Here is a 13,304-nt window from a genome sequence, read left to right as displayed (position 1 = left end):
AATTCGTTATGACTACATTGAGGATGTACCCCAGGATTCTATTTCTGGTGTGCCATTCGGAGGAGGCATTGCTACACGTCGCCTACTTGAATTGCGATTAGATAACATTTTGCTGGCCAAGCGTCGCCAGTATGAACCGTCGCAGCGTTTTACTAGGCGCTCTTTCTTACGGTTACAGAAACAAGAATTTCCAGAAACTTTTTTGTTGCGTTTGCAGAGCCTTCAAGACCGTGAATTTGCTAGTCGCAGTAAGTTGAAGGAAGTGTTGGAATCAATGTTTGGTGAGGAACTCGATGAGGAAAAGTTGCTGCAAATTCTTGCAGTGGTAGAGAGTGGAGTGGCTCTTCGTGCTGAGAATCAGTCAGAGGAAAAACTGCGAATTGGTGAAAGTTTGGTGCTGGCCCGTTTGAATTTGATTCAACCATATGACTACCTGCGTGTGGAGGAAGACTATCAGTCTCAAGGTCCGACTCCAAAAGGCGATGAGACAGAACCAGGAGAACCATTATTACCCTTGAGAATTGAACTATCGCTGCAGCCTGGATCAGGTTTGGCGCTAAACTTTCGTAATCGGTACAACCACCAGCAGCAACGAACAGTTGAATACTCGCTATCAGTAGACGTAAATGTTAGCCAGTATAGTAAAGCATCTGTTGCCTTCAGAGAAAACGAGAGCACTTATACTACACTGTATGGTCAAACTTTCGAAGCGGCCTCCAGCTTCAGTTTCAGCAATACCCACCAAGCTAGTGATGAGCTATCCTTCGGTTTTTCGGGAACAGTTGATCTTAATTCTGCCAGTACTGCATTTCGTCGTCGGTTGGTTTCCGATACGGTTTTTCTAAGTTATCGTCCAGATTGTTGGACATTCAACCTCAGACTGGAAGAGCGAGTTGACAAAACTACAACAAGTGGAGGACAAGAGACGGAATACGTTGATCGAACAATCTTTGCCAGCGTGATTCTGGGAGGGGTCTTGTTGCCGGAACAAACGTTGCCAAGAGCCTTCTGATGTCACGATGCGCTTTATGCTTATTGCTGCTCGGAGGACTGTTACCAACTCTTGCTTTGGGTCAGGTAGATCCTGAAGATTATCCAGAGATGCTGGAGCGGAGTACGGAGACTCGTACGTTGTCACCAGAACCAGAGATGTTTTCAGCATCCTACAGAACCCGTGGTCGAGGTGTCAGCTTTGGAGTGGGATTCCGTCGATTGGATTTTACTCTCAATGACGGACAGACGAGAATTTTTGGTGATAGTACGGCAAACGGTATTGGTTTTCATATTAGCTATGTGGAACCTGAGAGAGCCCTTGAATATGAGCGACAGATCAGTCCAGTCGCTATTTCAAAAGAGATTCAATACCAAGGGAAAAACTACAACTCACTAGAAGTTATCCAAAATAACGTCTGGTATTGGTGGGCAACGCCACTTTCATCAAGATGGTGGAGTCACTACGGAAGTGGTTTCCAATTTGCCCAGATTCGTCCAATTGCTGAGGACCAAACCAAAACCTACGTAGATGAAAGTTCATTCGTTTTTGGTGGTGGTCTGGGTTGGTTTGCAGTGCCCAGTTTGCTACTGAGCTATCGATTTACACTAAGCTTCCACCTGTCAACGATGGGCATCTCTGAACATGATCCGATTTTACCCAGAAGTCAGGTGCATACGATTTACTTTGACTACTTCTATGCGTTGTAGCTTCTGGCTTGCCTTCGTGATGGGTTGTCCTAGAATCTGGCAACTTCAACACATAACTCTATTTAGACCAACTTGAGATCGGCTTCTACATGACTTCCAGCTTTCCTCTACTCTCTCTTTTGGTGTTTTCGCCGTTGTTGGGTGTGCTCTTAGTATTGACCTTTCGGGATGCGCACCAGGGACGCGCAGCGCAGTGGGGAGCCGTAACCAGTAGTTTGGTGACAGCAATCCTTAGTTTGTTTGTTTGGGCAGCTTTTCAGGAAGGAACTGCGGGATTACAACTAGTCGAGCGTTTCACCTGGATTGGTTCATTTGGTATCGATTATTTTCTTGGGCTGGACGGTCTGAATCTTTTTTTCTTAGTTGCAACGGCCTGGTTGCAGCCGCTGATTTTACTGGCCTCTTGGAATATGCAGGAACGAGCTTGGCAGTTCAATCTCCATCTGCTTTTGCTACAGTGCGGTGTGTTGGGATGCTTTGTGGCACTAGACGTAATCCTGTTCTACGTGTTCTTTGAGTTGATGCTGATACCTCTATATTTCCTGATTGGAGGTTGGGGACGCGCTCAGAGTTTGGTCGCTGCAAATCGTTTCTTCATTTATACGGTTTTGGGCTCACTACTGATGCTCGTGTCCCTGATTTATACGGCGGTATTGTTCTATCAGTCTGCAGGATATTGGTCGTTTCAGATCACAGACTGGTATCAGTTGGAGATTCCAGTAGCTACTCAGGTTTGGCTATTCCTAGGCATGTTCTTGGCCTTCGCAATTAAGATACCTCTCTTTCCTTTTCACGGTTGGCTTCCTTCCTTCCATGAACAAGCACCAACAATTGGTTCTGTGGAGATGGCTGCCATCATGATGAAACTGGGGCCATATGGTTTCCTCCGCTTTGCACTGCCAACGTATCCAGAAGCGGTTGCTTTATTGAGTGATTACCTGATGGTGCTGTCACTCGTTTGCATCCTCTATGGTGGCCTAGTTGCGATTGTACAGACAAATCTAAAGCGCTTGATGGCCTATTCTTCCATTTCACATATGGGTTATATTCTGCTTGGGGTGTTTGCTCTAAATCAGCAGGGAATGACGGGTGGATTGATGCAGATGGTCAACTACGCAATCGTAACTAGTGCACTTTTTCTTTGTCTTGGAATGCTGCTCCACAAAGGCGAAAGCCAAGAAATTGGAAGTTTCGGTGGGCTCCTCAAGACGATGCCAATCTTCAGTGGATTTTTCATTCTCTTCAGCATGGGATCAATAGGTCTGCCCGGACTCAACAGCTTTATTGGTGAAGTCTTGACAATGATTGGTGCGGCAAAGGTCAATCTCTGGTTTGGAGTGTTTGCAGCAGTTGGTGTTTTGATTGCCGCCATTTACATGCTCTGGATGGTGCAGCGTGTTCTTTTCGGTCCAGCCACCAAGTCTCATCGTTCTGATCTAGGTTTGCGTGAAATTGTTGTGTTGAGCCCACTGGCATTTCTAGCTGTTTTGTTGGGAGTGTATCCCCAACTGTTCTTCGACAAGGTAGAGCCAACGGTGTCCTTTTATACCCAGCAGATTCAAGTTCGACCGCCTTTGCAGACTGTGGGTATTCTGGAAAAAGCACTTGAAAACGCAGAGCATCTTCCGTATTTTGCTGAATCTCAGAGCATGCACTCTGCGGAAAGGTGACCGAGTGGCCGAAGGTGCACGACTGGAAATCGTGTGTGCGTGAAAGCGTACCGAGGGTTCGAATCCCTCCCTTTCCGCCAGCTATGCCCCTCCTGTTTCCTTGTGGGAAGCTGCAAATGGTTGGGTTTTGCGCAATCGAAAGTTTCGAACCGTGTCAGGTCTTAACGGAAGCAGCACTAAGATCCTGTAGATGTGCCGCAAAACTCAGCCTCTCCAATCGCCCCTACTAGCATGTCCTACGTTGTTCTTGCCCGCAAACTGCGACCACAGCGGTTCTCCGATCTGATCGGTCAGGAAGTCATTGCGCAAATTCTTCAGAATGCGATTCGTAGCAACCGAGTGGCCCATGCATTTCTATTCGGTGGATCTCGTGGGGTAGGAAAAACTAGTGCGGCTAGAATCTTAACAAAAGCTCTCAACTGCCTGGAACCAGACAACGTCGATCCGTGCAACACATGCGAGAACTGCCGGGAAATCAGCAGCAATGCTTCTGCTGATGTGTACGAGATTGACGCAGCCTCAAATCGTGGAATTGAAAATATTCGGGAACTTCGTGAAAACGTAAAATACGCACCAGCTCGCTGTCGCTACAAGGTTTACATCATTGATGAAGCCCATATGCTGACGCTGGAGTCCTTCAACGCCTTGCTGAAGACCCTGGAGGAACCACCGAGCCATGTGAAGTTCATTCTGGCCACAACAGATCCCCATAAGGTGCCGGTCACTATTCTTTCCCGATGCCAACGTTATGATTTCCAGCGAATCCCCTTACCAAGGATGCTAGAATTTCTGGGCCAAGCAGCTGTCCAGGAAAATTTACAACTCAGTCCAAAATCATTTGAGTTGATTGCTCGTCATGCCGCTGGAGGTATGCGGGACGCTCTGACAGCTCTTGACCAAGTACTGAGCTTTGCTGGTGAGCAGGCAAGTGAAGCTGAGGTGCGGCAGATTCTTGGAATTGCTGATGCTTCCATGCGTTTCCAATTGCTGGAATGCCTTTTCCGTAAGCAATTAGGACCTGCAATGCAGGCTTTTCAGGAACTCTATCAACACGGATTTGACCTGCAGGAGTTGTTGCAGGAACTACTGCAATCAGTGAAAACTCTATCTCTGTACTTGGCTTTATCTGGAGATTTGAGCTTTGCAGAAGTCGCAGAGGATGAACAGGAGCAGTATCGTCAATTGGCTAGTTTGACGACACAAGGGGAGTTACAACAGATGTTTCATCTGCTGATGCAATTAGAAGAGCAGATGAAACGCAGTGTTCATGCACGAGTTTGCTTTGAGATGACGTTACTACAATTAGCTTCTGTGCAGCCATTGGTCGGAGTGAAGGATATGCTCCAGCAAATCCGCACATTACGGCAAGAGGTCGATGGAAGAGTTGATTCACCAGAACTAGAACCAGCAAAGACAATAGATCAATCAAATCAATTTCAGCCAACCAACTCTCCAACAAACCCCAGTTTCTATGCTTCAGATACGAATACCGCCTCACTACCACCAGTTGTTGAGGAACCATCGGTATCTGAACCCCCCATCGAATCGTCTGAGGAGTGTACTTCTGTAGCTAAAACAGCAATCCAAAGGCTCAAGGCACAGAGTGGTGGAACAGGGCTAGAGCAAAAAAAAACTCCAAATTTCGGCACTGAGCCGCAACAATCATTAAAACCTACTGAAGTCAGAGAGCCAAAGTCTTCAGAAAGTTGGCTAAAGGTTGGATCTGAACAGTGGGGTGAACCACAGGAACCCCCACTGAATTGGCAGGAATTCGTACAATTCGTGCACAGTCGTGCCCCGGTGATTTGTACACTGCTGCGCACGGCGCTGCCTGTAGATTTGCAAGCTGATGTTTGGCAACTGCAATTTCGGCATCCGCCTGACTTGTTCAGTAAGGAACATCAGGTAAAGCTGGAACAACTGGCACAGGAGTTTGCTGGTAGATCAGTTCATATTCAGCGAGATGATCAGCCGACAACAGAAGGCACTACATTGCAGGAATATGATCAATGGAAGAATCGGGAAATGGAAAGACAGCGGGAGAATCAAGCTCGTGAGGATGCTCAAGTGAAGGATATCCTTCAGGTCTTTGCTGGTAGCGAAGTCTACGATATTGAGTTGCACTGAAGGGTGGTTTTACGCCAGCGAAAATTCACCCAAAAATTGACCACTTATAGGAGTAATTATGTTTGACATGGGCGAACTGATGAAAAAAGCTCAAGAACTCTCCACCAATATGCAGGAGCAGCAGGACCAGCTAGCAAAAGAAACCTACGAAGTTTCTGTTGGGGGAGAAATGGTCAAGATGACCTTTAACGGAAAACTCGAAGCGCAGTCCCTACAAATCGATCCTGAAGTGATCGATCCGAATGATCCTGAAACCCTCCAAGACCTCGTGCTCTCTGCTGTCAATGAAGGTATTCACCAAGGACAGCAGCGGATGCAAACCGCGCTGACCCAGCAGTTTGGTAACTTTGGCAACATTGCAGCCAATCTGAACCTGCCTGGCTTCCCAAAGGCCTGAATGACAGACCTTATCCTTACTCCTTCCTGGTACCTGATCGAAGAAGAAGAGTCGCGTAGTGGTAGCTTCAATATGGCTGCTGATGAATGGCTTCTTCGCCAGCAAAGTTCGGGAATGGTTCCTACTCTTCGGCTCTATCGCTGGAATCGCTGGACACTGTCATTGGGTCGTAATGAGAAGTTCGATGAAGAGTTTGATTTAGATTGGTGTCGTCAGCGGAACATCGTTGTGCTCCGTCGTACAACAGGAGGGCGCGCTGTCCTTCATGGTGGGGACTTGACCTATTCACTGATTGGCTGTTTGCAGGAACCTCCATTTGGTGGTGGACCGATTGAGACTTATGAACTCATCGCTCAAGGATTCTACCAGTTTTTTGAGGAGATTGGCCTGAAGCCCCAAATACAAGAGCGGAAGGCCAGTGTCCCAATGGAATCTCATGTTTGCTTTTCTGCTCCAGCAGCCTACGAGATTCTGTTACAGGATCGCAAGGTGATTGGCAACGCTCAGCGAGTGATCACGAGTGGTCCATATGTCCCTGGTCAAGCACGCTCTCGCTCTTTTCTGCAGCATGGTTCTATTCCGCTTCAGGACCAGATTCCGATGCTTGCAGGTATTTTTCGTAACGCAACGGCGGCACAATTGCGTCGTGAGATGATCTCTTTGGAAGCCACCGGATGCTTGAGCCAATTCTCACAACGAGAATTGCAAGACGTGCTCTTGGAGGCACTCTCGCAATCTTTCAGCATTCAATGGCAGCGTCGTTCTTGGACTGAAGAAGAATTGGCTGGTATTGCCCGTTTGCAAGAAGAATTCGAATTCCTCGAAGGTGCTGAAGCAAACTAGATAGGTTTTGGTACTGTGGAGAAATGATTGTGCCCAAGTTTTCTTGGAAGGTTGGGCACAATCGGATTGGCTAGAACAGCCAAGAGGAGTAGCCAGTCTTACCAGTGATTACCTAAAAGTCATCAGAGATTTAGGCTGCTGACAAAGAAACCTAAGCTCTCTCAGTCAGCCTGTAAAAACAGGTACTGGGAACCCTGAAGAGTTTTCACAAGTAACAACAAACCTTCTTCCTTAGAACTTGCTTGGACTTCTCGCTGGAAATCGGCCATAGAACTGATACTTTTGCGATTCATTTCCACAATCATCATTCCTGCCCGTAGGCCCTTATTAAATGCTGGAGATTCCGGCTTGACCGTAGTGATTACAACTCCACTCTCTGCTTTCTGATAACCCAGACGCTGAGCGGTCTCTGGTGTTAATTCCTGAACTGCAAATCCTAGTTCAGGAGTAGAATTCCTGTTATCAGAATTGGTGCCTGCCTCTCCAACCTGTCGCGGTCGTTCATCGAGTTGGACACTTAGCATCATAACTACTTTGTTTCGTACCAACTCTAACTCAACGGTAGCATCCGCTCGGGCGTCCGCTACAGCATTTCGAAGCGCACTGCTGTTCTCAATCGATTCACCATTCAGACGTAAGATTACATCACCTTTTTGCAAACCGGCTTTCTCAGCTGGAGTTCCAGGCATCACACCGGTTACCAGTGAACCCTTGGATTTATCTAGTCCAAAGGCCTTGGCCAATTCTGGTGTCATATTCTGAATGCCAACGCCTAACCAGCCACGGGAAACCTGGCCGGTTTCGATCAGTTCGTTCATGACTCGACGAGCCATATTGATCGGTACGGCAAAGCCAATTCCCTGATAACCCCCAGAACGGCTGAAAATGGCCGTATTGACGCCTACGATCTTGCCTTCGAGGTCAACGAGTGGCCCTCCGCTGTTCCCCGGGTTGATTGCAGCATCTGTCTGGATGAAGTCTTCGTATTCGGCAATCCCCATTCCAGTTCGACCCTTGGCGCTGACAATACCGAAGGTAACGGTGTGTGACAGACCGAAGGGGTTACCGATGACAATTACAGATTCCCCAACCAGGATGTTATCGGAGTCTCCCATCGGTAGGACAGGCATGTCCTTCCCTTCGATCTTGATCACAGAAATATCGGTGGCTGGATCAGTACCAATCAAGCGCGCCTTGAGTTCCTGGCCATCATAGAGTTGGACACTGATCTTGTCAGCCTCACCGACAACATGGTGGTTGGTCAGGATATAACCATCAGATCGAACGATTGCACCCGAACCGTAGCCTTCCTGACGAGGTTGGTTTTGGAACGGCCCCACCACGTTGACAAGTTTCTGTTCCACCTTGATGTGGACCACGGACTTCTGAACTGATTGTACTAACTCAGCTCTTGCCTTAGAGGCCTCAATCAAGGGATCCATGAACGGCTTGCTCTCAGACCAGGCTGGGACAGTAGTTACCAGCAAAATCAGCAAACCTCCCAGCAAGGCGAACAACTTGAGTGGATAACTCTGGAAGCCTAGTTTCTTGTGGACTAAAGAATTGTTCTGCATGATTCCTCAAAAATTGGATAAAAGTTGTTGAAAAGAGTTGTTGAGTACGAGCAACTACCAACCCCACTTAGACAGGATTAGTTGGCAGAGTTCAGGTGGCATCATGCTTAGCATCACTTTCAGATTCACCGTGTTGCCATCGAGAACGGTGGTCATCGTCTCGTTCCTCGTGAGGCATGCCTTGATCTCTCATCCCACGCTGCCACATCCTCATTTGCCTAGGTTGTTGGTCCTTCCACTGCTTCCACTGGACGGGTGTCAGTACCTGGTGAGCAGTGGCCAGTTCTGTTGTGTGCAGATTGGCCATCTTCAGGTGCAGATTGGCCATCTGCTGATTGTGCTTCTGCAGGGCTTCCTGATCGAAGGTTTCCTGCTGCATCAGCTGGCGCTGATCTAGTTGTAGTAACTCACGCTGGGAGCGCAGGGTGATCATTTCTCGCTGGCTTTGCTGAGCAGCGTCTTCCAAGCGATTGATTTGCTCTTCACTGAGATTCAGGTCCTCCTGCATGTGTAGGAGGCCGAGTGATAGTGAACCTGGCCTACGTTGGAATTGATGGATTCCCCAAGATCCTTCACCACCCCGATGCCTGTGCTTACCTTGATGCCAGCTGTCTCTATGGTGCCCCCAATGTTTGCCACCCTCACCTCGGTGATCAACAAGTTGTGCTTGCCAGCCGGAGGTCGTGTTGAGTGAATCGATGGATTGTGCGAGTGCAATTGGAGCAGTCATACTGGTCATGAGTGCCACATTGAGGATGGCTTTTTGCCAGAGTTGCTTTTTCATTATCCCTCCTTCATTTGGGCTTGGTCATTACTAAACTCGGGTGCTTGTCCCGATACATTAATCATGATTCTAGTTAGAAAATATGAAGAAATTTTGTAGGGATTGTGAAGATTTTGTGAAGAACGAAAATGCTGAAGGAGTAGTTGGATCTTACTTGTCGTTTCTAGGGTTGTGGCTATAGTAGCTGACGGTTTGACGGATGTAATTTCGAGAGGGGATCTGTGGAGAAAGTGTTTTTTGGGCTGGGTAGTAATTTGGGAGATCGAGCCCGCTATCTACAGCAGGCACGTGAAGCTTTGGCCGATCTGCCTTTACAGGAATTTCAGGCATCTTCGGTTTATGAAAGCCTACCACTAGCCAATATGGATCAACCGCTCTACCTGAATCAGGTAGTCTCTGGTCAGACCACACTAGGCCCAGAGATTTTGCTGGAGACTTGTCTGCAAATTGAGAAAAGATTGGGACGGATTCGCTGGGAACACTGGGGGCCCAGAATTATTGATATTGATTTGTTGTCGTATGGCAATCTCTGCTTACGATCACAGCGTTTGACCATTCCCCACCCAGAACTATCGAATCGTAGCTTTGTGCTGCTTCCCTTGTCTGAATTGGAACTGAGTTGGATACATCCAGAAAGTGAAGAAACCTTGGATACGATCTGGCAGCAATGGCAAGATCAACATCCTGATGAAAGCCTGCCGATAATTTGGAACCCAAAGAAAAGTCTGGCGAAGTAAAGTTGATTCAACTCTGAAGCGCGTGGGCTGTATCAACAAAATGCTGTACTTTGGTGAATGGTGTATCTGCTAGCAGTCCATGGCTCAAGTTCAGAATGTGAGAGCGGCCACCGGTGGCCGCCAGACAGGCTTGGGTGGCTTCAGTAATCTCTGTCAAGCTGCCATCTCTGAGAAGTTGATTACTCACATTACCTTGCCAGATCAGATCAGGATACAGTTCTTGTGCTTTTCTTAGATCGATACACGAGCCAACACTAAGTCCCTTGGCACCGCTATGTGCCATCCAGTCAAGATATGGGCATTCTTTGGCAAACAGTAAGGAGTTTGCACCTTTATTGAGTCCTGCAAATACTTGTTGTTGAGTCGGTAGTGCCCAGCGTTCATAAAGCTCAGGACCCAGTTCGTCGGCAAAGGATTCAAATAATTGTACTGCCTGAGCCCCTTGGGCTAGTTGATAGTTCAGGTAGTCAATAGTCATCTGGGTTAATTTTTCGAGCAATAACTCTACAAGTTTGGGATGATCTTCAAAGATTTCCAGAACCTTTTTCTGCTGACGATGAGGGGAGCCTCCGGCCAACAAAAAGAAAGCTAGTGTGACAGGAGCACCAGCAAATCCAAGTACAGGTAGTTCACCCCGCAACTCTTCGTGAATTCCTTGTAAGATGGCTCCAACATGACTCAGATTGGTTGCTGGATTGGGCAGTCGTAGTTGGTGAACTTGTTCAAGGGTGTGGATTGGTTCACTGATCGGCCCTGGACGAAAAACGAATGTCGCACCCATGGGAGCCAGTGGTGTCAGGATGTCCTGAAACATGATGATCGCATCAACCCCAAGTCGCTTGGGTAGCAGGGAAACTCGAATTGATTGTGCTACATCCCCAAACAGTTCCTCCAAGGGGCGTCCGTCTGCTTCCCGAAGGGCGATATATTTGGGATCTGTTCTGCCAGCCTGCCGCATCATCCAAACAGGCACTCTGGATACCGGCTCACCACGGAAGACACGGAGGAGGAGGTCATTTTTTTTGGTGTTGTCGATTTGAGCCATTAATCTATCGGGAATATGCATGAAGAAGAAAAGTGTGCCATTGATCCAGAGCGCACCTTGCGAACGTTGTCACGGCACCCATGTCCTGATTGAAGCGGTCCCCAGGCAACGCTATGCAAGAGGGCGGCTCTGTGAGTGTTTCCCTACTCCTTGCCACGCTTGTAGCGGAACTGGCTTTATTTTGCGACGAGACCGTTTCCATCGCGAAATGGCAGCGAGTTGCCCAGAGTGTGTTGGACGCTTACAGCGGGTGGAATTGTACAACGAAGCCCGAGTGCCGAGACGTTATCTGCATAGCCGTCTGCAAGTAACGGATCAAGACAAGCACAATGCTCAGATTTTCTCTTTGCTTGACGCAATTCATCGCAACCTGCCGGACTATTTACGTACGCATCAAGAACAGGGCTCAACAACGGATGACCTAAAAGGCATGGTACTGATGGGGCCACCCGGTACTGGCAAGACACATTTGCTCAGTGGCTTTGTGTATCAGTGTACGATTACCCATGGGATTTCCTGCGTGTTCCAAGGCTTTACTGAATTACTTTCTGAACTCAGACAAGGCTATTCCGATGGCAAGTCGGACATGGAAATCATAGAACCTCACCTGCTTGCAGATGTGCTGATCATCGATGATATGGGCAAAGGACGCAACACCCCATGGGAATTGGGCATTCTGGATACCCTGATCACGGAGCGCTACAACCGAGATCGAATTGTGATGGTGACGACTAACTACACTGAAGCAGAGGAAAACACATTGCGTGAGAGAGTTCTGAGCAAGGACCGAAGCGAGGAAGAACAGTTTCTCAGTGATACTATCCGCAAGCGAGTCGGAGAGAGAATCTATTCACGCTTACGCGAAATGTGTTACTTCGAGGAATTGAATGGTCCTGATCGTAGACAAGTGGATTGAACCTAGCCTCAAACAGAATCTACTCCACACGTTCTACAAAGACTGAATCAGACTAGTCCTGTTGAGGGTGCCAGCCCAAACATTAGATTCATATTCTGCAACGCTTGCCCCGCAGCTCCCTTCACCAGATTGTCGATTGCACTAACGATCACCCAATCCTGACCTTGTTCGTGCCGGAACAAGTTCATCACACAATGATTACTGTGTGCAACGGCTTTTAGATCAGGCATCACACCTGGCTCCAGCAAATGCACAAAGGCCTTGTCTGCACAGAAATCCTGATAGCATTTTCGTAGTTCTGCCTCTTCAATTGGCTCACTAAAGCGAAGATAGATTGTACTTAAGATACCTCGGTTCACGGGCAGCAGATGAGGTGTGAAGATAATATCCCCAAGTTGTTCTTCAGGATAGCCCTGCTGGGCCAGATATAGCTGAATTTCAGGTCGATGTTGGTGCTGGAAGATCTTGTAGGGTTTCAGATTCTCATTGACATCAACATAGTTGGTCGTTGAATTCTCTACCCTTCCACCAGCCCCACTGACTCCAGACTTGGCATCAATCACTGGAGGAACTTTCAGTTTTTTCAGGTGATTTCCCAGTGGCCATAGAGCAAGCAAGGCCCCAGTTGGATAACATCCTGGATTAGCAACCAGCCTGGCAGTGGCGATCTGTTCAGCAAAGACCTCAGCGAGTCCAAAAACAGCTTTTTCCAACCAACTTTCTTCAGGAGTTAGTTTGTAATGCTTGGCTGTCAGTTCTGGTGTTTGGAGCCGAAACATTCCTGAAAGATCAATTATTCTTACTCCGGCAGCATGAAGACGAGGAACCCACTCCAAGCTGGCTTCGTTAGGAACTGTAAGAAAAGTGACATCACACTCGGCTACATCAATGTCGTGACCTGTGAAGACTAGGGAAGAGCTTTGATAGGCAGGTAATAACCGACTAACGAGCATACCGTCATAGCGTTCTGATGTGACATGACGCACGTTGACATTCGGATGTCTCCTGAGCCAAGTCAGTAATTCCAGACCAGAAAGACCTCCAGCCCCTAGGATGGCGATCTGCAAATGTTCAGACATGCCGTAGATCCTTACGAAAATCTTTCAATCAAAGTTGACGCTTCACAGTTTGGTTGATTCACCTGAATCGTTGTTGATAGTACTCCTCGTGAAAGCCTATCAGAAATTCATCATCAATACGCCAAGTAGGAGCCCGCAGATTCCCGCTAGGACCCATCACGCTGGCAAGAATCTCCTCAGGATTATCTGTAGCTGGATTCCATTCTAACAGCTTCTTTCCTTTGGCTACAGTCACTTTCGTAGCTCCCCGAATTAGCTCCCAAGCAGCTTCTGCTCGGATTTTTTCTTTGCTGGCGTTGATACGTTCCTCTATAGAAACACTATTTGCGTCAAGAAACTCTTGCGCTCGTTTACACGTGGTTCAACCGTTACGGCAGTAACCCCATTGAATTGAGATAGACATAATCATTCTCATAGGAAAGTTAGGCCAC

Annotated in this window: 12 protein-coding genes, 1 tRNA gene, 1 other RNA gene and 1 pseudogene; 10 read left to right on the top strand and 5 right to left on the bottom strand. The window is 47.8% G+C overall.

Annotated elements, in window-relative coordinates; genetic code table 11:
- From P8O70_17630 to P8O70_17595, 8 genes are all read left to right on the top strand, one after another.
- The coding region (locus P8O70_17630) for an LPS-assembly protein LptD (protein ID MDG2198658.1) at positions 1–1,012 on the top strand (1,012 nt) is incomplete at its 5' end.
- The gene (locus P8O70_17625; GenBank protein ID MDG2198657.1) at positions 1,012–1,701 is read left to right on the top strand and encodes a hypothetical protein; all 690 of its coding nucleotides are present in this window, start codon (positions 1,012–1,014) and stop codon (positions 1,699–1,701) included. The genes P8O70_17630 and P8O70_17625, both read left to right, overlap by 1 nt.
- A gap of 89 nt (positions 1,702–1,790) precedes the next feature.
- A complete protein-coding gene (locus tag P8O70_17620; GenBank protein MDG2198656.1) occupies positions 1,791–3,371 on the top strand; it encodes an NADH-quinone oxidoreductase subunit M in 1,581 nt (526 codons plus the stop codon).
- Positions 3,362–3,451, top strand: a tRNA-Ser gene (locus tag P8O70_17615). The genes P8O70_17620 and P8O70_17615 overlap by 10 nt, the downstream gene beginning before the upstream one ends.
- Before the next feature lie 38 nt (positions 3,452–3,489).
- Positions 3,490–3,584, top strand: an RNA gene (ffs, locus tag P8O70_17610) — signal recognition particle sRNA small type.
- Positions 3,585–3,602: 18 nt separating this feature from the next.
- Positions 3,603–5,498 carry a DNA polymerase III subunit gamma/tau gene (dnaX, locus tag P8O70_17605; GenBank protein MDG2198655.1) on the top strand — a complete coding sequence of 632 codons (1,896 nt, stop codon included), beginning with the start codon at positions 3,603–3,605 and terminating at the stop codon, positions 5,496–5,498.
- Between the two features lie 58 nt (positions 5,499–5,556).
- The gene (locus P8O70_17600) at positions 5,557–5,895 is read left to right on the top strand and encodes a YbaB/EbfC family nucleoid-associated protein (protein ID MDG2198654.1); all 339 of its coding nucleotides are present in this window, start codon (positions 5,557–5,559) and stop codon (positions 5,893–5,895) included.
- A complete protein-coding gene (locus P8O70_17595; GenBank protein MDG2198653.1) occupies positions 5,896–6,738 on the top strand; it encodes a hypothetical protein in 843 nt (280 codons plus the stop codon).
- 161 nt (positions 6,739–6,899) lie between these two features.
- Here P8O70_17595 and P8O70_17590 read toward each other — a convergent pair whose 3' ends face one another.
- Positions 6,900–8,312, bottom strand: a complete 1,413-nt coding sequence (locus P8O70_17590; GenBank protein MDG2198652.1) for a Do family serine endopeptidase — start codon at positions 8,310–8,312, stop codon at positions 6,900–6,902.
- A 91-nt stretch (positions 8,313–8,403) separates the two neighbouring features.
- Positions 8,404–9,096 (bottom strand): hypothetical protein, encoded by a 693-nt coding sequence (locus P8O70_17585; protein ID MDG2198651.1) that lies wholly within the window; start codon positions 9,094–9,096, stop codon positions 8,404–8,406.
- A 221-nt stretch (positions 9,097–9,317) separates the two neighbouring features.
- Between P8O70_17585 and folK the strand changes: the two genes are divergently transcribed.
- Positions 9,318–9,833, top strand: coding sequence for a 2-amino-4-hydroxy-6-hydroxymethyldihydropteridine diphosphokinase (gene folK, locus P8O70_17580; protein ID MDG2198650.1), 516 nt, complete (start codon positions 9,318–9,320; stop codon positions 9,831–9,833).
- A gap of 7 nt (positions 9,834–9,840) precedes the next feature.
- Here folK and P8O70_17575 read toward each other — a convergent pair whose 3' ends face one another.
- Complete coding sequence (locus P8O70_17575) at positions 9,841–10,878, bottom strand: uroporphyrinogen decarboxylase family protein (GenBank protein ID MDG2198649.1); 1,038 nt, start codon at positions 10,876–10,878, stop codon at positions 9,841–9,843.
- A 19-nt stretch (positions 10,879–10,897) separates the two neighbouring features.
- Between P8O70_17575 and P8O70_17570 the strand changes: the two genes are divergently transcribed.
- Positions 10,898–11,794: an ATP-binding protein gene (locus P8O70_17570; GenBank protein ID MDG2198648.1), complete on the top strand. Its 897-nt coding sequence runs from the start codon at positions 10,898–10,900 to the stop codon at positions 11,792–11,794.
- 47 nt (positions 11,795–11,841) lie between these two features.
- Here the strand turns inward: P8O70_17570 and argC are convergent, their stop codons facing one another.
- Complete coding sequence (argC, locus tag P8O70_17565) at positions 11,842–12,873, bottom strand: N-acetyl-gamma-glutamyl-phosphate reductase (protein MDG2198647.1); 1,032 nt, start codon at positions 12,871–12,873, stop codon at positions 11,842–11,844.
- Between the two features lie 58 nt (positions 12,874–12,931).
- A pseudogene (locus P8O70_17560) lies at positions 12,932–13,219 on the bottom strand (ArsC family (seleno)protein).
- Positions 13,220–13,304 lie beyond the last annotated feature (85 nt).

The organism is SAR324 cluster bacterium, from assembly GCA_029245725.1.
Classification (GTDB): domain Bacteria; phylum SAR324; class SAR324; order SAR324; family NAC60-12; genus JCVI-SCAAA005.
The sequence above is the reverse complement of the archived record's forward strand: the minus strand, read 5'-3'. Positions and strand labels throughout refer to the sequence as shown.

What these genes read in the sequence shown, in the direction of transcription:
- argC (MDG2198647.1), bottom strand. Translation starts at nt 12,873, where the DNA reads ATGTCTGAACATTTGCAGATCGCCATCCTAGGGGCTGGAGGTCTTTCT.
- P8O70_17625 (MDG2198657.1), top strand. Translation starts at nt 1,012, where the DNA reads ATGTCACGATGCGCTTTATGCTTATTGCTGCTCGGAGGACTGTTACCA.
- P8O70_17600 (MDG2198654.1), top strand. Translation starts at nt 5,557, where the DNA reads ATGTTTGACATGGGCGAACTGATGAAAAAAGCTCAAGAACTCTCCACC.
- dnaX (MDG2198655.1), top strand. Translation starts at nt 3,603, where the DNA reads ATGTCCTACGTTGTTCTTGCCCGCAAACTGCGACCACAGCGGTTCTCC.
- P8O70_17620 (MDG2198656.1), top strand. Translation starts at nt 1,791, where the DNA reads ATGACTTCCAGCTTTCCTCTACTCTCTCTTTTGGTGTTTTCGCCGTTG.
- P8O70_17585 (MDG2198651.1), bottom strand. Translation starts at nt 9,096, where the DNA reads ATGAAAAAGCAACTCTGGCAAAAAGCCATCCTCAATGTGGCACTCATG.
- P8O70_17595 (MDG2198653.1), top strand. Translation starts at nt 5,896, where the DNA reads ATGACAGACCTTATCCTTACTCCTTCCTGGTACCTGATCGAAGAAGAA.
- P8O70_17570 (MDG2198648.1), top strand. Translation starts at nt 10,898, where the DNA reads ATGAAGAAGAAAAGTGTGCCATTGATCCAGAGCGCACCTTGCGAACGT.
- P8O70_17575 (MDG2198649.1), bottom strand. Translation starts at nt 10,878, where the DNA reads ATGGCTCAAATCGACAACACCAAAAAAAATGACCTCCTCCTCCGTGTC.
- P8O70_17590 (MDG2198652.1), bottom strand. Translation starts at nt 8,312, where the DNA reads ATGCAGAACAATTCTTTAGTCCACAAGAAACTAGGCTTCCAGAGTTAT.